Origin of the sequence: Microbacterium sp. PAMC21962, from assembly GCF_019443465.1 — a bacterium.
In the GTDB taxonomy this organism is placed as follows: domain Bacteria; phylum Actinomycetota; class Actinomycetes; order Actinomycetales; family Microbacteriaceae; genus Microbacterium; species Microbacterium hominis.
In genome coordinates, this window is the sequence record NZ_CP080381.1 from 2,063,794 (window position 1) to 2,085,254 (window position 21,461).

Sequence of the window (21,461 nt, forward strand, 5' to 3'; positions counted from 1 at the left end):
GTCCGCATCGGCCAATCGTGTGACCACTCGCGGAGAAGTGGCCCTGTCGTGAGCGTCCATCGAGACCGATTCTGGTCCAATGACCCACCCCCGCGTGACCCCACACCCGCAGAATCAGCCATCCCCCATGCCACTTGTGTCGGAGTGGACCATCGCACGCGTCATCGATTGGCTCGCGGACGACGACCGCGGCGGCGACACGGACGGTCACGAGGCCCTCGATGCCCACCGCGACACGCTCGGCGCGATCGACGCCGGCATCGCGCGTCGGCTCCGTCAGCCCGCGTGCCCGCCCGGTGCGCGAACACCGATGCTGGTCCGATCCATCGCGACCGCGACGCGGCGGCATCCGGCCCTCCGCGCGCTCACGGTCGGCGACCTCGTCGCGGGGGCACCGGCCGACCCCGCGGCGCGTCAGAGCGGCAACGGCACGCCGGCGGCGGGCACCCGGAGCCTGTCCGCGAGCCCCGCGTAGGCGAACTCGCGCTCGAGGCGGTCGATCGTCTCGCTGAAGTGGTGCCACCCCTCGGCGTGCACCGGAACGATGATCGCCTCCCCCAACGCCCGCGCCGCCTCGACCGCGGTGCGGGCGTTCAGGGTGAGGTCGCTGTCGCCGAAACGGCCGACGTTGGCCGCGCCGGTGAACAGGACAGCGATGTCGATCGGTCCGACGCGGTCGACGATGTCGGCGACGAGCGTGGGCGACGCGTTGTCGCCGGCCACGTAGACGACGGGCCGGTCGGGGGCGCGCAGGACGAATCCGGTGACCGGTCCGGAGAGCTCCTCGGCGCCGTCGGGACCGTGGAGCGCGGGGACGGCGGTGACCTCGACGTCGCCGACGGTGCGGGTCTGCCACGGTTCGAGGCCGTGGACGCCGGGGATGCGGGCGGACGCGGCGGGCGTGGAGAGCACGGCACCGGCGCGCGGCAGGAAGGCGCGTCCCGCGGCATCCAGGTTGTCGGGATGCTGATCGTGCGACAGGAGCACGACGTCGATCTCGCCGACCTCGTCCACTGCGAGCGCCGGACCCGTGAGCTTGTGCAGCGTGACCGCGCCGGACGGGTAGTCGCCCGGCTCGTCGAACGTCGGGTCGGTGAGCAGGCGGATGCCGCCGTACTCGAGGATCGCCGTGGGACCGCCGATGAGAGTGAGAACAGGGCGCGGAGAGGTCATGCTCCCATTCTCGTGGCGGTGGCGTGCGCTGGGCGCGGGGCCACTCAGATGGAGGGTCAGCCGCCGAGGACCATCATCCGCTCGGGATTCGGCAGCGGCACGAAGCCGACCTTCGAATAGACGCCGTGGGCGTCGGCGGTCGCCAGCATCGTCCGCTTCAGTCCCCACGGTCGAACCGTGGCCGCGATCGTCTCGGCCAGCAGCGTGCCGACACCCGCACCGCGCGCAGAGGGAGCCACGAACACGTCGCACACCCAGGCGAACGTCGCGGCATCCGTGACGACGCGCGCGTAGCCGACCAGCGCGCCCTCGGCATCCAGAGCCCCGAAGTTCAGCGACGCCCGGGCGGCGCGTTCGACGAGCTCACGGCTGCGCCCGAGCGCCCAGTACGCCTCGTCGGAGAGCCAGCGGTGCACGAGGTCCAGGTCGATCTCGTCCAGCTCGGTCGTCACGCGCACACCGGTCATGTCGTCAGCATACGAGAGGAGCCGCGACGCGCCCGCGGCGTCCGCCGCCTGCCCCATCGAGTACCGTCGAACGGTGACTTCCGCGACCGACCCGAACGACACCTACACCGTGGCCACCGACGGCGCCTGCAAGGGCAACCCGGGACCGACCGGCTGGGCGTGGGTCGGGGAGGACGGCCACTGGGCCGCCGGCGCGATCCCGAGCGGCACCAACAACATCGGCGAGCTCATGGGGCTGCTGAAGGCCATCGAAGACCACGCCGACACTGCGCACCTCGTCGTGCAGGCCGACTCCAAGTACGCCATCGACACCTACTCGTCCTGGATGGACGGGCACCGCCGTCGCGGCTGGAAGACTTCCACGGGCGCGCCGACGAAGAACCGCGACCTCCTCGAACAGCTCATCGCCGCCCGCGACGCCCGCCGCGCGGCGGGCCTGCCCGACGTCGTGCTGGAGCACGTCCGCGGCCACCAGGGCCACGTGCTCAACGAGTGGGCCGACGAGCGCGCCGTCCGCGGTGCCGAGCACGCCGCAAAGGGCACCGCGAGCGCGTGGTCGTCGCTGGGCGGCCTACACCCGCAGCTCGACGTGTCGGCGGCGCCGAAGAAGAAGCGCTAGTCCTGGGTCGTGCCCTCGAACAGTCCGATGTGATTGCCGTCGGGGTCGACGATGATCGCCCACCAGCTCTTCGCGGTGATCGGCTCCTTCGCCATGGCGACGGTCGCTCCCGCCGCCTCGGCCTTCGCGATGGTGTCGTCGATCGAGTCGACCTCGACGTACGACCGCGGCTGGGTGAACCCGTCACTGCGCGGCGCGAGCCCGCCCCCGCTGATGCCGTTGGGCGCCGACCACATCGGGTAGCCCTCGAAACCGGGCGGCTCCGCGATCTGCCACCCGAACAGATCGGAGTAGAACGCGGCCGCCTTCGCGAGGTCCGCGACGGGGATGTCGATGTGGGTGATGTCGCCGTGCGCCATGATGGCTCCTTCCGCCGCGCACAGTCTGCGCCGCGGACGGTGCGACCACAAGAGGGTCACTCCTGGCGCAGCAGCACGTCCAACGCGTCGAGCGCCGGCCGCTGACCGGCGACCATGCGCGGACGAGCCTCGGCGAGCGGCATCCACTCGACGCGATCGACTTCGGGAAAGCGCTGACGACGTCCCGACCGCGGCGGCCACTCCATCTCGAACGACCCGAACACGAGCGCGGCGCGCTCGGCGGCGGAAGCCAGGAAACCGGCGCCGTCGCGGCAGAACACCGTGACCGTCTTGCGCCCCGACGCGTACGCGAAGGTTCCGAGCTCGACGTCGTCGACCGCCGGCGGGTCGACGCCCAGCTCCTCGCGGAACTCGCGCACCGCGGCATCCCGCGCCGACTCCTGCGACGGGTCGAACTCGCCCTTGGGGATCGACCAGGCACCCTCGTCCTTGCGCGCCCAGAGGGGACCGCCCATATGCGCGACGAGCGCCGACACCGTGTCGTCCGGATCTCTCCGGTACAGCAGGATGCCGGCGCTCGTCGTGACCATGAGCGTCAGGCTCCGCGACTCGCGGCCTCGACGATCAGAGCGGGCGCGAGGCGGGCGAGACCATGTAGGTCTCCTCGGGGTCGGTGACCGCGACCGGCGCGAGGGCCGCGTCGATCGCCGACATGACCTCGGCGTCGAGCACGACCCCGGAGGCCTTGACCGAGTCCTCGAGCTGCTCGGGGCGCGACGCGCCGACGAGCGCTGCCGAGATGTTCGGGTTCTGCAGCACCCACGCGATCGCGAGCTGCGGCATGGTGAGGCCCGCCTGCTCGGCGATCGGCTTGAGCTTCTGCACGGCGGCGAGCGTGTCGTCGTTGAGGAAACGCTTGATGAAGTTGGCGCCGCTCTTCTCGTCGGTCGCGCGCGAGCCGTCCGGAACGGGCTGTCCGGGCAGGTACTTGCCGCTGAGCACGCCCTGCGCCATCGGCGACCAGACGATCTGCGAGATGCCGAGCTCCTCTGAGGTCGGGACGACCTTACCCTCGATGACGCGCCAGAGCGCCGAGTACTGCGGCTGGTTGCTGACGAGCTGGAAGTTCAGCTCCTTCGCGAGCGCCGCGCCCTCGCGCAGCTGCTCGGCCGTCCACTCGCTCACGCCGATGTAGAGCGCCTTGCCCTGGCGCACGATGTCGGCGAAGGCCTGCATCGTCTCCTCGAGCGGGGTCTCGTAGTCGAAGCGGTGCGCCTGATACAGGTCGACGTAGTCGACGTTCAGGCGGCGCAGCGAGCCGTGGATGCCGTCGAAGAGGTGCTTGCGCGACAGGCCCTGGTCGTTCGGGCCCTTCTTGCCGATCGGCCAGTAGACCTTCGTGAAGACCTCGTAGTCGGTGCGCTCGAGGCCCTTCAGCGCCTCGGCCAGCACGACCTCGGCGGCGGTGTTGGCGTAGGCATCCGCCGTGTCGAACGACGTGATGCCGAGGTCCAGTGCCTTGTGCACGGTGGCGATGGCGGCGTCGTTCTCCACCTGGGAGGCGTGGGTCACCCAGTTGCCGTAGGTGATCTCCGAGACCTTGAAGCCGCTGTTGCCGAGATAGCGATAGTTGACCATTCCTCAACGCTACCGCCGGCGCGCACCGGCGCGGGCGGGCTTGACAGGATGCCGCGGCCTCGGCATCCGCCGGCGACGCCGGCACCATCCCCCTCCCCCGAACCGAACTGCAAGGGATGCCGGGCGACACGCCGCAGCAGGCCACCCCACACCGGCGTGTCGGGCAGCAGGCCTTGCAGTTCGGGCCGCGCGAGGGCAGCGCGCGCGGCGCGCACCGGGCCGGGTCAGTCGACGGGCACGGATGCCGCGACGGCGCGGTCCTCCTCGGTCGCGACGAGCTGGCCGCAGGCGCCGTCGATCTCCTTGCCGCGGGTGTCGCGGAGGGTCGTCGGGATGCCGGCCTCGTTGAGGCGGCGCACGAACTCGCGCTGCACATCCTTGTCGGATGCGGTCCACACCGACCCGGGCGTGGGGTTCAGCGGGATCGGGTTGACGTGCACCCAGCCGCGACCGCGCTCGTTGAGCTTGGTGGCGAGCAGGTCGGCGCGCCAGGCGTGGTCGTTCATGTCCTTGATGAGGGCGTACTCGATCGACACGCGGCGGCCGGTCTTCTCGAAGTAGCCGCGGGCCGCATCGAGCGCCTCGTCCACCTTCCAGCGCGAGTTGATCGGGATCATCTCGTCGCGCAGATGGTCGTCCGGCGCATGCAGCGACAGGGCGAACGTCACCGGGATGTCCTCGGCGGCGAGCTTGTTGATCGCCGGCACGAGACCCACGGTCGACACGGTCACGCCGCGCGCGCTCATCCCGAGCCCGTGATCCTTGTCGACCATCGTGCGGACGGCCTGCATCACCCGGTTGTAGTTGGCGAGCGGCTCCCCCATCCCCATGAAGACGATGTTCGTGACGCGCTCGTCGGTGTGCTCGGCGGGGCCCAGCTCACCGGCACGGATCGCCGCGTTCGCGCGGACGACCTGCTCGATGATCTCCGCGGCCGACATGTTGCGGGTGAGCCCCGCCTGACCGGTCGCACAGAACGGACAGTTCATGCCGCAGCCGGCCTGGCTCGACACGCACAGCGTGATGCGGCCGGGATAGCGCATGAGCACCGACTCGACGAGCGCCCCGTCGTGCAGCTTCCAGAGGAACTTGATCGTGTCGCCGCGGTCGGTCTCGAGCCGTCGCACCTCGGTGAGTAGATGCGGCAGCAGGCCCGCGACCAGCTCCTCCCGTCCGGATGCCGGCAGGTCCGTCATCGCGGCGGGGTCGGACGTGTAGTGCTGGAAGTAGTGCTTCTCGACCTGCTTGGCCCGGAACCCCGGCAGCCCCAGCTCCTTCACCCGCTCGACGCGCTGCTCGGGCGTCAGGTCGGCCAGGTGCACGGGCGGCATCCCGCGCTTGGGCGCGGCGAACTGCAGCAGGGGTTTGCCGTCGGCATCCACCCGCTGGGTCCAGCCCTCGGTGCGGGGGCGCACCTGTCGGGGACGGGTGGTGCGCACGGGGCTGGACTCGGTCATGTCTCCAGGGTACCGAGGCCGCCTGGATGCGCGGCGGGAGGGCGGAGGTCGGTGCCGGCCGCGCCGTCATCGATCGGGCGTCGGCGCAGCCGTCCCCAGCCGAGGGTCAGCCCGAAGGCGACCACGGCGCTGGTCGCCACGCTCGCCAGATAGGGGATGCCGAGACCCGGGGCGATGGAGGCGATCCCGAGCACGCCGGCCGCGCCCAGCGTGACGGCCTGCACGTTCCACGCGGCGAGCATCGCGCCGCCGGCCGCCGAGGCGATCACGGCGGCCACGAGCGGGAACTGCAGCCGCAGGGTGATGCCGAAGATGGCCGGCTCGGCGATGCCGAGGCACGCGGGCAGGCCGGCGCCGGCGGCGAGCGCCCGCATCGACGAGCGTCGCCGGGCGAGCAGCGCCACCGCGAAGCAGGCACCCGCCTGGGCGAGGTTCGCCGCGCCCGCGACGGGGAAGATGAACGACCCGCCCTGGCCGAGCAGGCCCAGCTCCACCGAGACCAGGCTCTGATGGGTCCCCGTGACGACCAGGAGCGGATACAGGGCGCCGAAGAGGGCGCCGCCGATCATGCCCGTGGCCTCGTACGCCGCCGTGAGCAGGGCGGCCAGACCGTCGCCGAGCCAGCCCAGGACCGGCCCGATCACGAGGAAGGCGAGGAGTCCCGTGACGAGCAGCGTCAGCGTGGGGACGAAGAGGTAGCGCGCCGTGCCGCCGAGCAGGCGCGTCCACAGCCGTTCCACCCGCGCGAGCACGTAGGCGACGGCGATCATCGGCACCACCGTGCCCCGGTAGTCGATGCCGAGCACATCGACGCCGGCGATGGTCCATCCCCCGGCGCCGTCGAGCCGCAGCGCGGGGAACACCCCGGCATCCACGAGGAAGGGTGCGACCACCAGGGCGGCGCCCATCGCGGCGCCCAGGTACGGACTGGTCCCGAACCGCAGCGCGGCCGAGAACCCGACGATCACGGGAAGGAGCGTGAAGACCCCCACCCCGAGGATGCCGATCAGGGCGGCGATCCCGCTGATCCCGGGCAGCGCCTCGACCGCCGCCGCCGGTCCGAGGATGCCCGGCGCCGTCAGCAGGTTGTGGAGCCCGAGGAGGAGTCCGCCGGCGACGAAGGTCGGCAGCAGCGGCACGATGACGTCCATCACCACGGTCACGGGTCGCAGCCAGCGCCGTCCCGAGGTGCCGTCGGCCTCATCGGGCACCGGCGCCTCGCCCGGCGCCGGCGCGGTGGCGGCCGCGGCGTCCACCAGCTCGCGGAGCGCCTCGTGCGTCGATGCGACCCGACGCGGCCCGACGACGATCTGCACCTGCTCGCCCACGCGCGCGACGCCCAGCACGCCGTCGATCCCGGCCAGGGCGCGCTCGTCGACGGCGGCGGGATCGACGACGGCGATGCGCAGCCGCGTGGCGCAGTGCGTGGATGCGGCGATGTTGCTCACGTCGCCGAGCGCGGCGACGATCCGCTCCGCCGGCACCGGGCTCTCGTCGATGGCGACCTCCCTCGGTCGTCCTCAGCGTAGCCAGGGGCCCGCCCGCCTGTCCGTGCGGACACGGAAGGCTCCCCTCCCACGAGGAGAGGGGAGCCTTCCGCGACGAGCGTCAGCCGTGCACGGTCACCGCGTCGGACGTACGTCCGCGGTCGCCGGGACGTCGTGCGCGTAACCCGAGGGGATGTCGGCCCACTGCCCCAGGCCGTTGTCGCCGTACGCGCGGTCGACCGTCACGGAGGACCCGTCGATGTCGACCTTCACGGTGGGGGCGAGGGTGCCGCCGCGGACGAAGTCGTCGCTCGTGCCGATCGTGTCGATGAACGACTGCACGAGCCCGCCCGGCATGACGTAGTGCGAGTACGCCTGGAACTGGCCGGGGTGCTGGTTCACGTCGGGGGCGAACGGCGTGCCCGCGGCGAAGTTCAGGTTCGAGGGGCTCGCCAGTGCCAGACCCGATCCGCGGTTGACGGGCTGGAAGTCGCTGCGGATGCCGTCGCCGACGAAGCCGTAGACGCCCTCGGGCCCGTCGACGCCCGCGGCGTAGGTGCCGCGATGGGTGATGGTGAACAGGTAGTACTTGCCGTCCTTGATATAGATCTGGGGGCGCTCGGTCTGGTCGTTCACGCAGTTGGCCGAGAGGATCGGCGGGAGGAAGGTCCACTCGGTCAGCGCGGCGTTGTCGGCCACCGCGAGACCCACGTTCGCCAGCTGGTAGTGGGCGCCGCGGTCCATGACCTCGGCGGCCGTCTCCGCGTACGGGTCGCCGGTGCGGTAGCCCATGTCCTCCTCCGTGCACACGCGCTCGCCGCGCGGGGCGGCGGTGTTGCCCTCGAACACCATGAAGGTCTTGCCGGGGTGGGCCGGGTCCTCGAAGGTGAACGGGTCGCGGAAGTTGAAGAACTCGTTCTGCGCACCGGTCTGGTAGTACGTGCCGTCGGCCTGCAGCATGTCGTGCTGGTCGCGGAATCCGGTCAGCCAGACGCCGTTCTCGTCGGCGAAGATGCGCCCCTCGCTCTGCACGATGCGCGGGTCGTAGGGCTTGCGGTTGCTGCCGTCCTCGTTGCGGTAGAACGCCACCGCGGTGTAGAAGATGCGCAGCTTGTTGCCGTCGAAGATGCGGGTGGAGCCCGACCATTCGGTCTGGTGGCTGAACGACTGGTCCTCGAAGATCGCTCCCGACGCCCCGTCGGGGAAGACGAGGCCTCCGTAGGTCCATCCGCCGTCGGCGGGACGCTCGGCCACATCCGCCTTGCGGAAGAAGTAGCCGAGGCGCGCGAAGGTGTGGCGGTCGTCGAACCCGAGGCTGCGGTCCGCGACGAGCGAGAACACGACCTCCCACCCCTTGAAGCTCGGCTGCGCCGCGGTCTCGTCCGTCAGCGTCCAGCTGTCCCAGACCCAGACCTGGTCGTTGCTCATGTCGGGGAAGTCCTGCGGAACCGTGGGCATCGTGTACTCCTCGGGCAGGGAGTTCTGCCGCGGAGCCGCGGTCGGATCGCTCATCGCGGCGATCTGCCGCGCGTCGGCACGGGTCCAGCGCGCCGTGAAGTCGGCGGCGGGATCGTACGCCTGCTGGGTGTGCACGGTGGGAGCGGGGTGGCCGGGAACGGCGTCGATCTCGTCGGCGGCCTGCACGGGCGATGCCGCGAGCAGCGTCGCCGCGGCCGCGGTGGTCGCGACGATCGCCAACGCACGCGCGAGGGGGCGGCGCCGGCGGCGGGGGTCAATGGTGGTCACGTCTGTCTGCTTTCTCAGAAGGGCGGAAGGCGTGGTCGTCTCTCGCGGCTGAGCCTAGGGCGAGGGGCTGCGATATGTCAAACGTTTGACATATCGCGAATCGCCATGGTTCACTCATCCGTGGAGACCTCCGATCCGGAGGGACCCGTGGATCGACTCTCGGGGCGCACGCCCATCTCTCATCCCCCCTCGCACCGTCGCGCCCCCGGCAGTCCCCGCGGGCGGCGGTGCACCGACAGCACCAGGGAGTGCCATGTTCCATCTCCGCACGACGCGCGAACGCCGCGTCCTCGCCGCCGGCGCCGCCGTCGGCCTCGTGGCCGCCGCGGCGTTCGCCGCCTCGGCATCCGCCGCCACAGATGTGACGACGCTGGAGTCCATCTCCGTCCAGGATGCCGCGGCGACGCTGATCGGCAGCAACATCCAGCTGCGCGACGCCGCCATCGCGCACGGGCGCGCCGTGCAGATCGGCACCGTCACCGGCGCGGCGCTCGACCCCGCGATCGGGTCCGGCGTCGCCCTCACCACGGGGTCGCTGCGCGCCGCCGATCCGAGCTCGTCCGCCGACGTGGACTTCTCGCGGTCCGCGCTCACCGGGCCGAACAGCACGCTGACGACCACCGGCGACCTGGGCGGCGAGGGCTCCGCGGAGCTGTCCGCGGCGGTCGGCTCCACGACGTACGACGCCGCGCAGCTCGCGTTGACGGTGGTCCCTGCCGGCGACACTCTGTCAATCGTTTACCAGTTCGGGAGCGAGGAGTACGGCGTCTGGGAGGCCAAGGACTACACCGACGCGCTGGGCATCTTCGTCGACGGCACACGGTGTTCGCTGATCGACGGCGTGCCGGCGGGCATCGACACCATCAACGCGACCCGCAACGCCGCGTCGTTCGTGTCGAACGCGGACGGACGCACCCCGTCGACCGCGCACGACACCGAGATGAACGGCTTCACGACGGCCCTCACCTGCACGGCCGCGGTCACGCCGGGAGCGGAGACCTCCATCGTGGCGGCGGTCGCCGACACCGTCGACGGCCACCTCGACACGACGCTGATCCTCGCGGCCGGCGGCATCTCGTCGTCCGCCCCCGCGGCGACGCCGACGCCCGACCCCTCGGCGTCGGCCGCCCCGACCGGGGCACCGGCGGCAGCGACGTCGACCCCGCTGGCGGGCGCGCAGCGCAGCGGGTCGCTGGCCCGCACCGGCGGCGACGGCGCCCTCGTCGCCGGGGCGGTGATCGGGGGCCTCGCCCTCGCCGCCGCCGGCACGACGCTCGTCCTGCGTGCGCGTCGCCGGGCCACCCCGGAGGTGGGAGCGGAATGATCGGCGCGACCGCGAGCCGGGGGATGATCGGCCTCGGTACGACGATCCTGGCCGCGGTCGTCACGATCGCCGGTGGCGCCTCCGCCCGGGGCGCCACCGGCGACGACCTCATCGCGACCAGCACCACCGGCGTCGGAGCCGATACCGTCACGACGTCGACGGTGTGGGAGCTGCCCGACTCCGCCCGGGGCGGCGACACCGTGCGGCTGGCGCTGCCCGACCACGCCTCGTCGAGCCTCGGGGACGGGCGCTGGATCGCTGCCTCGGGGGCGGTGATCGGCATCGCCGTGCTCGGCCCGGACGGCGACCTGTCCATCACGCTGACCGACGCGGCCGACGACCCCGCGAACCGACGAGGAGAGACGATCGTGACGACCACGGTGTCCACGACACCCGGCACCCCGGAGTCGTTCACGTCCTCCGCGACGAGCCGTCTGCGCGCCGACGATGTGCCGGGCGCCTTCCACGGCGTCGTCGACCGGGATGCCGCGAACAAGTACGGGCTGTGGACGTCGACCGAACCCGCGGTCGTCCGCTGGAGCATCGACACCCCGCGCGGCCCCTGGGACACCGTCGAGGTCGTCGACACGGTGACACCGGGCCAGGACATCGACTGCGCAGCCGGCGTGAGCGTCCGCTCCACCACCCGGATGGAGCCCGACACCGGCTACCTCGTCGATCTGACCGACGTGGCCGCCGACCGCGTCGAGGTCTCGTGCGTCTCGGGGAGCCTCCGGGTCGCCGTCACGGCGGTGCAGGACGGCGAGATCGTGGAGGTCGCGTTCGACGCGACGGTGGCCGGTGGGCCGCGCGACGTCGAGAACACCGCGGCGGTCACCGCGACCCGCGCGACGGCGCCGACCGTCGTGAGGGCGACCACGCTCCAGGCGATCACGGCACCTCCGCTCACCCCGGAGGTGCCGGCGGAGCCCGGGCCCCGTCCGGGTGAGCGGCTCGCCGCGACCGGCGGATCGATCGCCGGAGCGGCCGCGGGCATCGCCGTCGCCGTCGCGCTGGGCGCCGCGGGCGCGCTCGCGCTGCGGAGCGCGCGTCGGCGGGACCGCCGGAGCACCTCGTGAGCACGCCGCGGGGGCGGGGCGGGTCGCGGCGGCGCGCCCTCGTCATCGCCGCCGCGGCGGCCCTGGCCGTGATGCTCGTGGTGGCGGCCGTCGTCGTGGCGGGCCGCGACGACCGCGGCCCGTCGCCGACACCGACACCGACCGCACCGGGCGGGGACGCGCTGACGTTCGACCGCCCGGCCGACTGGGAGCGGTTCCGCCCCGGCTTCCACCTCACGCCCGCCGCGCACTGGATCAACGATCCGCAGCGCCCCGTGTTCGCGGGCGGCACGTGGCACCTCTACTACCTCTACAACGCCGACTACCCCCACGGCAACGGCACCGCCTGGTACCACGCGACATCCGACGACCTCGTGACGTGGCGCAACGAGGGCGTCGCGATCGAGAAGTACCGCAACGGGCTCGGCGACATCCTCACCGGCTCCGCGGTCGTCGACGAGACCGGCAGCGCCGGGTTCGGTGCCGGAGCGGTCGTCGCCCTCGTGACGCAGCAGGACGACGGCGTGCAGCGCCAGTCGCTCTTCTTCTCCACCGACGACGGCTACACCTTCCAGGAGTACGACGGGAACCCGGTGATGGACAACCCCGGCGCCGTCGACTGGCGAGACCCCAAGGTCGTGCGCGACGACCTCCACGACCGCTGGGTCATGACGCTCGCGGAGGGGAAGCGCATCGGCTTCTACGTCTCGACCGACCTGCGCTCCTGGCGTTACGTCTCCGACCTCGACGCGGACGGTCTGGGGCTGCTCGAGTGCCCCGACCTGTTCGAGATGGTGGACCCCGCCTCCGGCCGGCGCACCTGGATCCTCGCCGCCAGCGCCGACGGGACGCGCGAGGGACGCACGACCGGCCTGGCCTACTGGACGGGGAGCTGGGACGGCGAGCGCTTCACCGCGGATGCCGCCGACCCGCAGTGGCTCGACGACGGCGCCGACTTCTACGCCGCCGTGACCTGGGACGATCCCCGCCGATCCGCGACGGACCGGCTGAGCGAGCGCTACGCGCTCGGGTGGATCAACAACTGGGCCTACGCGAGGGATCTTCCGACCGAGGGCTGGCAGGGCGGGGCGCTGTCGGTGACGCGCCGCATCGTCCTCGACGACAGCGACGGTCGGCTCCGACTGCGGTCGCGTCCGGCCGAGGCTCTGCGCGGGTTGGAGGGGGACGCATCGTCGGCTCCCGCGCAGACCATCGAGCCGGGCGCGATCGCGCCTCTCGCGGTGCAGCCGGCATCCGCGTCCTACCGTCTGCGCGTCACGCTGGACCCGTCCGGCGGCACCCTGCGCCTGCGACTGGGAGAGGCCGGCGGCGATGTGACCGTCGGCTACGACGCGGCGGCGGGCGCGGTGTTCGTCGACCGTGCGCACGACACGGTGGCCGGGCGGCTCTCCGAGACCTATCGCACGGTGCGCACGAGCGCCGTGGATGCCGGGGGCCGGCTGGAGCTCGACGTGCTCGTCGATGCGTCCAGCATCGAGGTGTTCACCGGCGACGGCTCGTCGCTGACGATGGCGGCCTATCCCACCGCGACGACGCCGGTCAGCGTCGAGGCGGTCGATGCCCCGGTGAGGATCGACGCGATGTCGGTGACCCCGCTCGCCGTGGTCGACCCGCAGCGCTGAGGCCGGTCAGCTCGTCCAGCCGAGCCGCAGCTCCACCGGCAGCGGCGGCTCGGCGGCGGGTGGGGCGTCGGGGTCGGCGATGCGGTCGACGATGAGCTCCGCGGCGCGCGCGCCCAGGCGGGCGATCGGCTGACGCACGGTGGTCAGCCCGGGCATGCCGAGCCGGACGGCCGCGGAACCGTCGTAGCCGACGATGCGGACGTCGTCGGGAACGCGCCGCCCCGTCTTGTGGGCCCACTCCAGCGCCATCAGCGCGGTGAGGTCGTCGGTCGCGAACACGGCGTCCGCCCCGGTCTCGGCGAGCCAGGTCTCGATGAGCGCGCGACGCTCGTCGGCGGGGGTCGAGTACCCGTACGCCCGCACGCGCGGCTCGATCCCGTGGGCGGCGACCACGTCGCGGTAGGCGCGGGCGCGGTCGTTGCCCGGGTGGTCGGTCGCGGTCACGAGCAGCGGCCGGCGCGCTCCGCGCGCGAGCAGGTGCTCCGTGGCCAGGCGTCCGCCGGCGGCGTTGTCGCCGCGGACGATCGGCACGCGCGGGCCGATGCGGCGGTCGACGGCGACGAGGGGCAGCTCGGCGGCGTCGTAGCCGCGGACCTCGCGATTGTGGGTGGAGGTGATCACGCCGTCGACGCGGTTCGCCTGCAGGAGATCGAGGTACTCGGCTTCGCGCTCGGGGTTCTCCTGGCAGTCGCACAGCAGCACCTTGTACCCGCGCTCGGCCAGGGCGTTCTCGATCGCCGCCACCAGCTCGCCGAAGAAGGGGTCGGCGACCGTCGGGACGATCACCCCGACCAGTCCCGACTTGCGTCCGATGAGCGAACGCGCGATCCCGTCGGGGCGGTATCCCAGCTCGGCGATGGCCGCGTTGACCCGGGCCCGCACCTCGTCGCTGAGATAGCCGCGATTGTTCAGCACGCGCGAGACCGTCGTGACGGAGACGCCGGCGCGCGTGGCGACGTCCTGGAGCTTGGGTCGCGCCATGTCGCCTCTCCTTCGTCGCCGGCGGGTCCGCCCACCCGCGGACCCGCCTCCGACGCTATCCCATCGTCGCCCCGCCGCCCCGCGCGAGCTCAGTCGCTCAGGACGACGTGGTCGACCATGAGGTGTCCCCACGCTCCCGTCGCGTCGTCCAGGATCTGCAGCTGCGCCGTCCGCCCCGCGAACGCGCGCACGTCCCAGTCGACGGGGCGCAGTGTCGCGGAGTCGTCGCCGGTGGCCGTGCGCACGGGCTGTCCGTCGATCAGCAGCTGCACCGACGTCGCCGGCTCGACCCCCAGCGGATGCCGTCCGCCGGCGATCAGGAGGTGCAGGTGATCGCGGTCCACGACGAACGAGGGCGAGGTGAGCACGCCGGTGGCCGCGTCCGATCCCGCGAAGGTGTCCGCGACGCGCGCACCGACCTGGCCGGGAAGCTCCGCGGCGGACGGGCCGATCCCCGCGAGGCTCCCGGTCGCGGTCCAGCCGTCACCCCACGTCGTCCCCTCGAAGTCGGCGATCACGCGCGCCGGTCGCTGCGCGAGGCCGGCGAACTCCGTGATGGTGAGGTCGTGGAACACGGCCGGTCCCCCGCTCGTGTACAGCGCCAGGCCGCGATCGGCGGCGGGAGCGAACACCTGGCTCGACTGCACGTAGCGTCCGTCGTCGACGAACACCTCGATCGTCGTCCGGTCGACGAGGATGCGGAGGGTGACCTCTCCCGCCCCGCCGTCGAACGGGGTCCGGCTCTCGAGTTTGTGGGTCGGCGAGGGATGCCCCGTCTGACCGCGGTTCAGGTACGCGTACGAGGAGGTGACCCCGGCATCCGCATGCCGGCTGCCGTCGGCGGAGCGGCGCAGCTGCAGACCGATGTTCTGGGCCGTCTGCCGGCTGACCCGCGTCGTGATCTCGTACGCGTCGCCCTGGTACGCGAGCTCGCGGAAGCCGTCGACCGTCACGTCGCCGAGCTCGTGGCGCGCGGACGCGTACTGCTGCAGCGCCGCGACCGGCTGCGAGGCGAGCGTGTAGCCGGTCCCGTCGCGCACGAGCCGGATCTCCCGCGTGATGGAGTCGGTGCCGGTGAACCCGTCCGAGGGCCAGGTCACGGAGGAGTGCGCGTAGTCCCAGTTGTTCATCCAGGCGACCGCGTACCGCCGGTCGTCGGGGGCGGACGGGTCCTCCCAGGTGACGGCGCCGTACCAGTCGAACCCGTGGTCGAGCCACTGCGGGGCGGTCCGGTCAGGAGTGAACCGCTCCCCGTCGAAGGAGCCCGTCCAGTACGCGAAGGTCGCCGGCTCGCCGGTCGCGAAGCCGTTGGCGCTCACCCCGAACACCCAGTGGAACGTGCCGTCGTCGGCGCGGATGCGGAACAGGTCGGGGCACTCGATCGTGCCGATGCCGGTGTTCACGTACTCCGACCGACGCGTCCAGGAGTGGAGGTCGGGGGAGGTGTAGAAGCTCACCCGGTCGCCTTCGGCGATGAGGGCGACCCAGCGCTGGTGGTCGGGATCCCACACCACCTTCGGATCGCGGAAGTCGCGCCGCCCGTCTCCGGGGATCACCGGCTGGTCCCCGTCGGGGCGGAACGTGCGGCCGCCGTCGATCGAGTACCAGAGGAACTGCGCCTGCTGCCCGGACGCGTCGAGCTTCTGGGCCGGTGTCGGATGGTCCATCTGCGTGACAAGCATCACGACGGCGCCCGCACCGAACCCCGCGGTGCCGGCGTGATCGACCACGGCCGAGCCCGACCAGAGGTCGTAGTTCGCGTTGGTGCCCTTCGGCGCCGCGATCCCCTGATCGGCGAAGGAGACGCCGTCGGTCGTGGTGGCGAGCCGCCACGCCGTGCCGAAGTTGGCCGACGGGTTCGCGTCGTAGTCGGCGTTGTACAGGTAGTAGTAGTGGAACGCGCCGTCGATGTAGACGGGTCGCTGAGGGTCGTTCTTCCAGTGGTCCGGCACCGTGAAGTGGTACTGCGCCCGCAGGCTCGGGGCCGGCTCGGATGCCGAGGCCGACGCCGAGGCGGTGACGGCGGGGGCGGCGGCGAGCGCCACGACCGTGCCGAGGGCGCAGACGACCCCCCGCACGGTGCGCAGCGCGGTCGATCGGGTGGTGGCGGAACGCTGTCCGCGGAGGCGAGGATGCATCGTCGGATCCTTCTGTCTGTATCGGTCAGGACGGTCGGGTGAGTTCCCGCACCGTGAGGCGGCCATCGACCCAGCCGACGGGCAGGGGGTCGGTGATGCCCCCGACGAACGCGCCGTGCTCGTCGAGGTTGTGGAACGCGAACAACAGCCACTGGCCGTCGTCGCGCCGCCGCAGCAGCCGCCCGACGTAGAGGCTCTCGTCGGTGACGGGGTAGGCCTCCTCGACCTCGAACGGCCCGAGCACGCTCGCCGCGGGAACCGCCCACGTGCCGCCGCGCTCGACGGCGCGAGCGGGCATCGCGTGCTCCGCGAGGCAGGAGAACAGCAACACGGGCCGCCCGTCGACGACCTCGACCTGCATGACCTCGAGCTGCCCGAAGCCCCGCTCGCTGGGCGCCGACAGCGGCGGGCGCAGCTCCCACGTCTTCAGATCGGGCGACCAGCCGTGGCCGATGACGCCGCGGCCGAAGGCCGGACCCTCGGGTGCGCGGGCGGTCACGAGCATGTGCCAGCCGTCGCCGTCGGGGTCGGCGAACACCCACGGGTCGCGGAAGGCCTCGTCGTGCCAGTCGCCGTCGGCGAGCGTCTCGTACCAGGGGCCGGATGCCGACAGCAGCGGTCCCGGCACCTTCGTCCACACCAGGAGGTCGGGCGAGGTCGCGCAGCCGATCCGCTGCACGTTCTTGCCGTCGGCGGCCAGCGACGACCCCGTGTAGAAGAGGTACCAGAGCCCATCGTCGCCGCGGACGGTCGAGCCGGTCCAGGTCGCGAGGTCGTCGAAGCTGCCCGCCTCGCCGCGGACGATGGCGTCTGCGACCGGCGTCCACGTCACGAGGTCGTCGGACACGGCGTGGCCGACCGAGGCCCGGTAGTGGCGCGCGTCCGGGTCGTGCAGGGCGCGCGAGGCGTACAGGAAGAAGAGGTGGTAGGTCTCGCCGTCGTCGGCGAACCAGTAGTCCCACACCCAGGATGAGGAGAGGTCGAACATGTGCGCTTAGCCCTTCACTCCGCTGGCCGCGATGCTGCTGACGAACGCGCGCTGGAAGACGAGGAACACGATGAGGACGGGGAGGGTGATCAGCGAGGTGTACGCCATGACCTCTCCCCACGCCGTGTTCAGTTGGAAGAAGTACTGCATCCCGACCATCACGGGCCGCAGCCCCTCCTTCTGCACCACCATGAGCGGCCAGAGGTACTGGTTCCAGGCGGGGAGGAACGTGAGGATCGCGACCGTCGCGAACGCCGGCCCCGACAGGGGCACGATGATCCGGCGGTAGATCGTGAACCAGCTGGCCCCGTCGATGCGCGCCGCCTCGTCGAGCGAGGCCGGGATGGTCGAGAAGTACTGGGCGAACAGGAAGATCGAGAACGCGTTGGCGATGAACGGCACGATCTGCACCTGGTAGGTGTTCAGCCAGCCGAAGTCGTACTTGAGCACGCCGCCCTCCATGACGAGGGTCGGCAGCTGGGAGACCCAGTAGACCATCGGGACGGCGATCGTCTCGAACGGGACGATCAGGGTCGCGATGATCAGCGCCATCACGACGAGGCGTCCCTTCCACCGCAGGCGCGACAGGGCGAAGCCCGCCATCGAGTTGACGATGAGCCCGAGCCCGACGGTCAGCACGGTGACGAGCACCGAGTTGAACATGAACTGGGCGACGGGGACGCGGTCGAACACGCCGAAGTAGTTGTCGAGGCTGATGTCGCCGACGGGCAGGAACGCCGCGGGCGAGTTCACGTCGCGGAGGATCTGGGCGTCGGGCTTGAGGCTCGAGACGAACATGAACACGAGCGGGAACAGGAACAGGATGCCGAAGCCGCTCATCACGACGTACGTGAGGATCCGGCCGAGGCGGCGACGACGGCTCTCGCTGGCGTCCTTGCGGACGCGAGCGGCGAGGGGGGTGACGGTGGCGGTCATGACTCAGTCCTTGTCTCGCGTGAGCCGGCGCTGGATGAGCGCGATGATCAGTACCGCGACGAAGAAGATCAGCGAGATCGCCGCGGCGTACCCGATCTCCTGCTGCTGGTAGCCCTTGCGGACGGCGTGGTAGACGATCGTGGAGGTCGAGCCGGTCGGCCCGCCCTGCGTCATGACGTCCACCTGCACGAACAGCCCGAGCGCGGCGATCGTGATCGTGACGAGGACGAAGACCATGGTGGGACGCAGTCCCGGCCAGGTGACGCTCGTGAACTGGCGCCAGGGGCTCGCGCCGTCCATCTTCGCGGCCTCGTAGAGCTCCTCCGGGATCGTCTGCAGACCGGACAGCCAGATGATCATGTGGAAACCGACCGCCTGCCAGATCGACAGCACGATGATCGCCGGCAGCGCGGTGGCGGGGTTGTTGAGCCAGTCGACGCTCTGCCAGGCGCCGAAGGTGAGCGTGTCGATGAACGAGTTGATGAGCCCGTCCTTCTGGTACATGAACTTCCAGAGGATCGAGACGACGACGATCGAGGTCACCACGGGGATGAAGAAGATCACGCGGAACGCGGTGACGCCCCGCATCCGCCGGTTGACGAGCACCGCCAGCAGCAGGCCGAGGCCGGCCTGCACCGGCACGACGACGAGCGCGAACAGGAAGGTGTTCCAGGCCGACTGCAGGAACATCGGGTCGGCGCCGAAGGCACGGGCGAAGTTGTCGAGGCCGACGAAGCGCGGCGGGTTCGGCGAGATGAGGCGCGCGTTCGTGAACGAGAGCCCGAAGGCGAGCAGCACGGGGATGACGAGGAACAGGACGAGGAGGATGCCGGCCGGGGCGATCATCGCCAGGCCGGCCCACGTCTCGCGTCCGCGGATGGAGCGGAAGCGGCTCAGGGCGCGGCGCGGCTTCTCGGCCACGGCCGTGGCAGGGGTGACAGTCATGGTGACTCTTTCGAGGTCGTCGAGCGGAGCGGGTGGGACGCGAGGTCCCACCCGCTCGGGCTCACTTGGTGAAGCCGTACCCGTCGTTGGACGAGATGTTGGCGTCGATCTCGCTGACCGCCTGGTCGAGCGAGGTCTTGACGTCGGCGCCGTTCATGATGTCCTTCGCGGCGGTCTCGAACGTCGTGGAGATGACGGCGTAGGCCGGCGTCGCGGGACGCAGCACCGCGAACTTCTGCGACAGCTCGACGAAGGGACGCAGCACGCCCTCATCGTTGAAGTACTTCGAGGCCTGCGCGGCCGAGTCGGTCGCCGGGATCACGATCTGCTGGTCGGCGAACTGGGTGATGTACTTGTCCTGGAAGCTGAACTCGAGGTACTTGCGGGCACCGTCGGCGTCGTTGCAGCCCTTGGAGATGGCCCACTGCCACGAGCCGCCGCCGATCTTCGGACCGGTGCCGAGGTCCGGCGGGGGCAGGATCAGCAGGTCGTCGCCGACGGCGTCGACCGAGGCGAGCGCGTTCCACACGCCGGTGTAGCTGAGGGCGACCTTGTTGTCGACGAACTCCTGGTTGCCGACCGTGCCGTTCGCGTTGGCGTAGCCGTCGCGGAAGAGGTTCTGGAACCACGTGCCCCACGCGACGGCGTCGTCGCCGTTGAGCGCGCCCTCGGCGGTGAGCATGCTCGAGCGGTCGATGAGGTCGCCGCCGAAGCTCTGCAGGAAGGGAGAGTAGGCGTAGGGCCACCATTCGCCCTTGTCCTCGGCGCCGATGTCGATCGGGGTCTCGTAGCCCGCGGCCTTCAGCGTGGCCAGCACGGAGCCGAACTCATCCTTCGTCCAGGGCTTGTCGACGGTCGGGATGCGGATGCCGTTCGCCTCGAGAACGGACTTGCGGGCGAAGATCGACAGCGCGGCATCCCAGTAGCCGGCCGAGTAGATCTGTCCGTCCCACGTGCCGACGGCGGTCGGCAGCAGGGCGTCGGTGATCTTGGTGTCGATGCCGAGCGGCTGCAGGTAGCCGGCCCACGCCCAGTTGGGCATGATCGGCCCGTCGAGGTCGAGGAGGCAGGGCAGGTCGCCGGATGCCGCCGCAGCGACGACGGCGTCGTTGTAGGCGCCCTGCGGGAAGGACTCCTCGACCACCTCGTACTGGTCCTGCGACGCGTTGAAGTCCGAGATGATCTGCTGGTAGACCGCGAGCTCGGCCGGGTTTCCGGCCGAGTGCGTCCACATCGTCAGCTTCGTACGACCGTCCTCGGTCGTGCTGTCACCTTTGCCGGCCTGACCGCAGCCGGTCAGTGCCAGCACCCCGACGAGCCCCGCCGCAGCGAGGACCGACACGGATGTGCGCTTCATTGTGATTTCCTTGTCTCGTGATCGACGCGTGCGTCGATCACCGATCGGGGGTCGCCGAAAGCGACCGCTCGGTGTGTTGTGAGGTCCGTCGCCGGTTCGGTTTGGCGACATGCGCCGGCGGCGGGCCCACGGAGTCTCGTCGGACGACGGGACACTCCATCTGGTGAACGGCATCCTCTCCCCCCTCGCGGATGCCGAGTGCGACCTCCATCGCCCAGCGGCCCATCTCGTAGTGGGGCAGCGCGACGGTGGTCAGCGGGGGGTCTTGCTCGGCGGCGATGAACTGCTGGTCGTCGTAGCCGATGATCGAGATGTCCTCGGGGATGCGCAGCCCGCGTGCGTGGATCGCGGTGTAGGCCCCCGTGGCCATGCGGTCGTTGAAGCAGAAGATCGCCGTCGGGCGGCGCTCCGACGGGAGATCGAGCAGGCGCTCGGCGGCGCCCCGCCCGCCGCGGTGCGAGGTCTCCCCGTGCACGTGCAGCTCGTCGTCGACGACGATCCCGGATGCCGCGAGCACCTCGCGGTAGCCCTCGAGGCGAAGATCGGCGGCGATGGGACGGCCCGGGTCCTCGTCGGTGTCGATGTACGCGATGCGCGTGTGGCCCGCCTCGACGAGCTCGCGGGTCGCCGCGGCGCCGCCGGCGCGGTCGTCGGGCACGACGCTGGGAAAGCCCGTCACGCCGTCCGCCGGACGGCAGTCCAGCAGCACCGTGTCGGCGGGCAGCTTCACGTCGGCCGGGACGATGCGGTGCCACATCGCCGCGTAGATCAGCGCGTCGACCTGCTGCGCGGTGAGGGCCCGGATCGCGGCGTCCTCCACCGCGGCGTCCGATCCCGTGTCGACGAGGAAGACGAGGTGTTCGTTCGCGCGGGCGACGTCCTGCGCACCGGCGAGCATGCGGCCGGCGAAGGGCGTGGTGGCGATCTGGTCGGAGATGAGCCCGACGGTCTTGGTGCGCTGCTGGCGGAGGCCGCGCGCGAGGGCGCTCGGCGCGTAGCCGACCGCGGCGGCGGCGGCGCGCACGCGGTCTCGCGTCTCCTGCGAGATCCGCGACTCGACGTCGTTCAGCACGAGCGAGACCGTCGTGACCGACACACCGGCCGCTGCCGCCACGTCGGAGATGCGTACGCGGGCCATGTCACCACTTCCTCGTGATAAATCGATTTAACGTCTGGAGTGATTA

At 71.3% G+C, this 21,461-nt stretch carries 20 protein-coding genes; 5 read left to right on the forward strand and 15 right to left on the reverse strand.

Annotated features, from left to right (window positions below):
- Nucleotides 1-127 precede the first annotated feature (127 nt).
- On the forward strand, nt 128-475 hold the full coding sequence (locus KY498_RS09905) for a hypothetical protein (protein ID WP_191009475.1): 348 nt from the start codon (nt 128-130) through the stop codon (nt 473-475).
- Here the strand turns inward: KY498_RS09905 and KY498_RS09910 are convergent.
- Nucleotides 415-1,173 (reverse strand): MBL fold metallo-hydrolase, encoded by a 759-nt coding sequence (locus tag KY498_RS09910; protein ID WP_191009474.1) that lies wholly within the window; start codon nt 1,171-1,173, stop codon nt 415-417. The genes KY498_RS09905 and KY498_RS09910 overlap by 61 nt on opposite strands.
- Nucleotides 1,174-1,229: 56 nt before the next feature.
- Nucleotides 1,230-1,640 carry a GNAT family N-acetyltransferase gene (locus KY498_RS09915; protein WP_191009473.1) on the reverse strand — a complete coding sequence of 137 codons (411 nt, stop codon included), beginning with the start codon at nt 1,638-1,640 and terminating at the stop codon, nt 1,230-1,232.
- A gap of 73 nt (nt 1,641-1,713) precedes the next feature.
- Here KY498_RS09915 and KY498_RS09920 point away from each other — a divergent pair, with 73 nt between their 5' ends.
- Complete coding sequence (locus KY498_RS09920) at nt 1,714-2,259, forward strand: ribonuclease H (RefSeq protein WP_060960236.1); 546 nt, start codon at nt 1,714-1,716, stop codon at nt 2,257-2,259.
- On the opposite strand, the gene KY498_RS09925 is transcribed toward KY498_RS09920, so the two are convergent.
- The 6 genes from KY498_RS09925 to KY498_RS09950 all read right to left on the reverse strand — a co-directional run bounded on the left by KY498_RS09925 (nt 2,256) and on the right by KY498_RS09950 (nt 8,907).
- A complete protein-coding gene (locus KY498_RS09925; protein WP_060960237.1) occupies nt 2,256-2,618 on the reverse strand; it encodes a VOC family protein in 363 nt (120 codons plus the stop codon). The two genes, KY498_RS09920 and KY498_RS09925, sit on opposite strands and share 4 nt — an antisense overlap.
- A 56-nt stretch (nt 2,619-2,674) precedes the next feature.
- On the reverse strand, nt 2,675-3,169 hold the full coding sequence (locus KY498_RS09930) for an NUDIX domain-containing protein (RefSeq protein ID WP_191009472.1): 495 nt from the start codon (nt 3,167-3,169) through the stop codon (nt 2,675-2,677).
- Nucleotides 3,170-3,203: 34 nt separating this feature from the next.
- A complete protein-coding gene (locus KY498_RS09935) occupies nt 3,204-4,217 on the reverse strand; it encodes an aldo/keto reductase family protein (RefSeq protein ID WP_191009471.1) in 1,014 nt (337 codons plus the stop codon).
- A 224-nt stretch (nt 4,218-4,441) separates the two neighbouring features.
- On the reverse strand, nt 4,442-5,674 hold the full coding sequence (gene rlmN, locus KY498_RS09940; protein WP_191009470.1) for a 23S rRNA (adenine(2503)-C(2))-methyltransferase RlmN: 1,233 nt from the start codon (nt 5,672-5,674) through the stop codon (nt 4,442-4,444).
- On the reverse strand, nt 5,671-7,158 hold the full coding sequence (locus KY498_RS09945; RefSeq protein ID WP_191009469.1) for a PTS transporter subunit EIIC: 1,488 nt from the start codon (nt 7,156-7,158) through the stop codon (nt 5,671-5,673). Before KY498_RS09945 ends, rlmN begins: the two co-directional genes overlap by 4 nt.
- 138 nt (nt 7,159-7,296) lie before the next feature.
- Nucleotides 7,297-8,907 carry a glycoside hydrolase family 68 protein gene (locus KY498_RS09950; protein WP_219879369.1) on the reverse strand — a complete coding sequence of 537 codons (1,611 nt, stop codon included), beginning with the start codon at nt 8,905-8,907 and terminating at the stop codon, nt 7,297-7,299.
- Nucleotides 8,908-9,160: 253 nt separating this feature from the next.
- On the opposite strand from KY498_RS09950, the gene KY498_RS09955 reads away from it, so the two are divergent.
- From KY498_RS09955 to KY498_RS09965, 3 genes are read left to right on the forward strand one after another with little or no spacing between them, the layout of a single operon-like run.
- Nucleotides 9,161-10,231 (forward strand): choice-of-anchor L domain-containing protein, encoded by a 1,071-nt coding sequence (locus KY498_RS09955; RefSeq protein WP_191009468.1) that lies wholly within the window; start codon nt 9,161-9,163, stop codon nt 10,229-10,231.
- Nucleotides 10,228-11,310, forward strand: a complete 1,083-nt coding sequence (locus KY498_RS09960; RefSeq protein ID WP_191009467.1) for a hypothetical protein — start codon at nt 10,228-10,230, stop codon at nt 11,308-11,310. Before KY498_RS09955 ends, KY498_RS09960 begins: the two co-directional genes overlap by 4 nt.
- Nucleotides 11,307-12,932 (forward strand): glycoside hydrolase family 32 protein, encoded by a 1,626-nt coding sequence (locus KY498_RS09965; protein WP_223849546.1) that lies wholly within the window; start codon nt 11,307-11,309, stop codon nt 12,930-12,932. The genes KY498_RS09960 and KY498_RS09965 overlap by 4 nt, the downstream gene beginning before the upstream one ends.
- Before the next feature lie 6 nt (nt 12,933-12,938).
- On the opposite strand, the gene KY498_RS09970 is transcribed toward KY498_RS09965, so the two are convergent.
- The 7 genes from KY498_RS09970 to KY498_RS10000 all read right to left on the reverse strand — a co-directional run bounded on the left by KY498_RS09970 (nt 12,939) and on the right by KY498_RS10000 (nt 21,415).
- Entirely contained in the window at nt 12,939-13,913 is a 975-nt protein-coding gene (locus tag KY498_RS09970; protein WP_061782396.1) for a LacI family DNA-binding transcriptional regulator, read from the reverse strand.
- 89 nt (nt 13,914-14,002) lie between these two features.
- Complete coding sequence (locus tag KY498_RS09975) at nt 14,003-16,051, reverse strand: glycoside hydrolase family 32 protein (RefSeq protein WP_191009466.1); 2,049 nt, start codon at nt 16,049-16,051, stop codon at nt 14,003-14,005.
- Between the two features lie 25 nt (nt 16,052-16,076).
- Nucleotides 16,077-17,039 (reverse strand): family 43 glycosylhydrolase, encoded by a 963-nt coding sequence (locus tag KY498_RS09980; RefSeq protein WP_060959307.1) that lies wholly within the window; start codon nt 17,037-17,039, stop codon nt 16,077-16,079.
- Between the two features lie 6 nt (nt 17,040-17,045).
- Nucleotides 17,046-17,975 carry a carbohydrate ABC transporter permease gene (locus KY498_RS09985; RefSeq protein ID WP_060959306.1) on the reverse strand — a complete coding sequence of 310 codons (930 nt, stop codon included), beginning with the start codon at nt 17,973-17,975 and terminating at the stop codon, nt 17,046-17,048.
- Nucleotides 17,976-17,978: 3 nt separating this feature from the next.
- The gene (locus tag KY498_RS09990; protein ID WP_112931953.1) at nt 17,979-18,920 is read right to left on the reverse strand and encodes a carbohydrate ABC transporter permease; all 942 of its coding nucleotides are present in this window, start codon (nt 18,918-18,920) and stop codon (nt 17,979-17,981) included.
- Nucleotides 18,921-18,981: 61 nt separating this feature from the next.
- Complete coding sequence (locus tag KY498_RS09995; RefSeq protein WP_060959305.1) at nt 18,982-20,277, reverse strand: extracellular solute-binding protein; 1,296 nt, start codon at nt 20,275-20,277, stop codon at nt 18,982-18,984.
- A 37-nt stretch (nt 20,278-20,314) separates the two neighbouring features.
- Complete coding sequence (locus KY498_RS10000) at nt 20,315-21,415, reverse strand: LacI family DNA-binding transcriptional regulator (RefSeq protein WP_191009465.1); 1,101 nt, start codon at nt 21,413-21,415, stop codon at nt 20,315-20,317.
- Between the last annotated feature and the right edge of the window lie 46 nt (nt 21,416-21,461).

Excerpts from the sequence above, each read along its gene's own strand:
- KY498_RS09905 (WP_191009475.1), top strand. The coding sequence starts at position 128 with ATGCCACTTGTGTCGGAGTGGACCATCGCACGCGTCATCGATTGGCTC.
- KY498_RS09910 (WP_191009474.1), bottom strand. The coding sequence starts at position 1,173 with ATGACCTCTCCGCGCCCTGTTCTCACTCTCATCGGCGGTCCCACGGCG.
- KY498_RS09915 (WP_191009473.1), bottom strand. The coding sequence starts at position 1,640 with ATGACCGGTGTGCGCGTGACGACCGAGCTGGACGAGATCGACCTGGAC.
- KY498_RS09925 (WP_060960237.1), bottom strand. The coding sequence starts at position 2,618 with ATGGCGCACGGCGACATCACCCACATCGACATCCCCGTCGCGGACCTC.
- KY498_RS09930 (WP_191009472.1), bottom strand. The coding sequence starts at position 3,169 with ATGGTCACGACGAGCGCCGGCATCCTGCTGTACCGGAGAGATCCGGAC.
- KY498_RS09935 (WP_191009471.1), bottom strand. The coding sequence starts at position 4,217 with ATGGTCAACTATCGCTATCTCGGCAACAGCGGCTTCAAGGTCTCGGAG.
- rlmN (WP_191009470.1), bottom strand. The coding sequence starts at position 5,674 with ATGACCGAGTCCAGCCCCGTGCGCACCACCCGTCCCCGACAGGTGCGC.
- KY498_RS09955 (WP_191009468.1), top strand. The coding sequence starts at position 9,161 with ATGTTCCATCTCCGCACGACGCGCGAACGCCGCGTCCTCGCCGCCGGC.
- KY498_RS09960 (WP_191009467.1), top strand. The coding sequence starts at position 10,228 with ATGATCGGCGCGACCGCGAGCCGGGGGATGATCGGCCTCGGTACGACG.
- KY498_RS09970 (WP_061782396.1), bottom strand. The coding sequence starts at position 13,913 with ATGGCGCGACCCAAGCTCCAGGACGTCGCCACGCGCGCCGGCGTCTCC.
- KY498_RS09975 (WP_191009466.1), bottom strand. The coding sequence starts at position 16,051 with ATGCATCCTCGCCTCCGCGGACAGCGTTCCGCCACCACCCGATCGACC.
- KY498_RS09980 (WP_060959307.1), bottom strand. The coding sequence starts at position 17,039 with ATGTTCGACCTCTCCTCATCCTGGGTGTGGGACTACTGGTTCGCCGAC.
- KY498_RS09985 (WP_060959306.1), bottom strand. The coding sequence starts at position 17,975 with ATGACCGCCACCGTCACCCCCCTCGCCGCTCGCGTCCGCAAGGACGCC.
- KY498_RS09990 (WP_112931953.1), bottom strand. The coding sequence starts at position 18,920 with ATGACTGTCACCCCTGCCACGGCCGTGGCCGAGAAGCCGCGCCGCGCC.
- KY498_RS09995 (WP_060959305.1), bottom strand. The coding sequence starts at position 20,277 with ATGAAGCGCACATCCGTGTCGGTCCTCGCTGCGGCGGGGCTCGTCGGG.
- KY498_RS10000 (WP_191009465.1), bottom strand. The coding sequence starts at position 21,415 with ATGGCCCGCGTACGCATCTCCGACGTGGCGGCAGCGGCCGGTGTGTCG.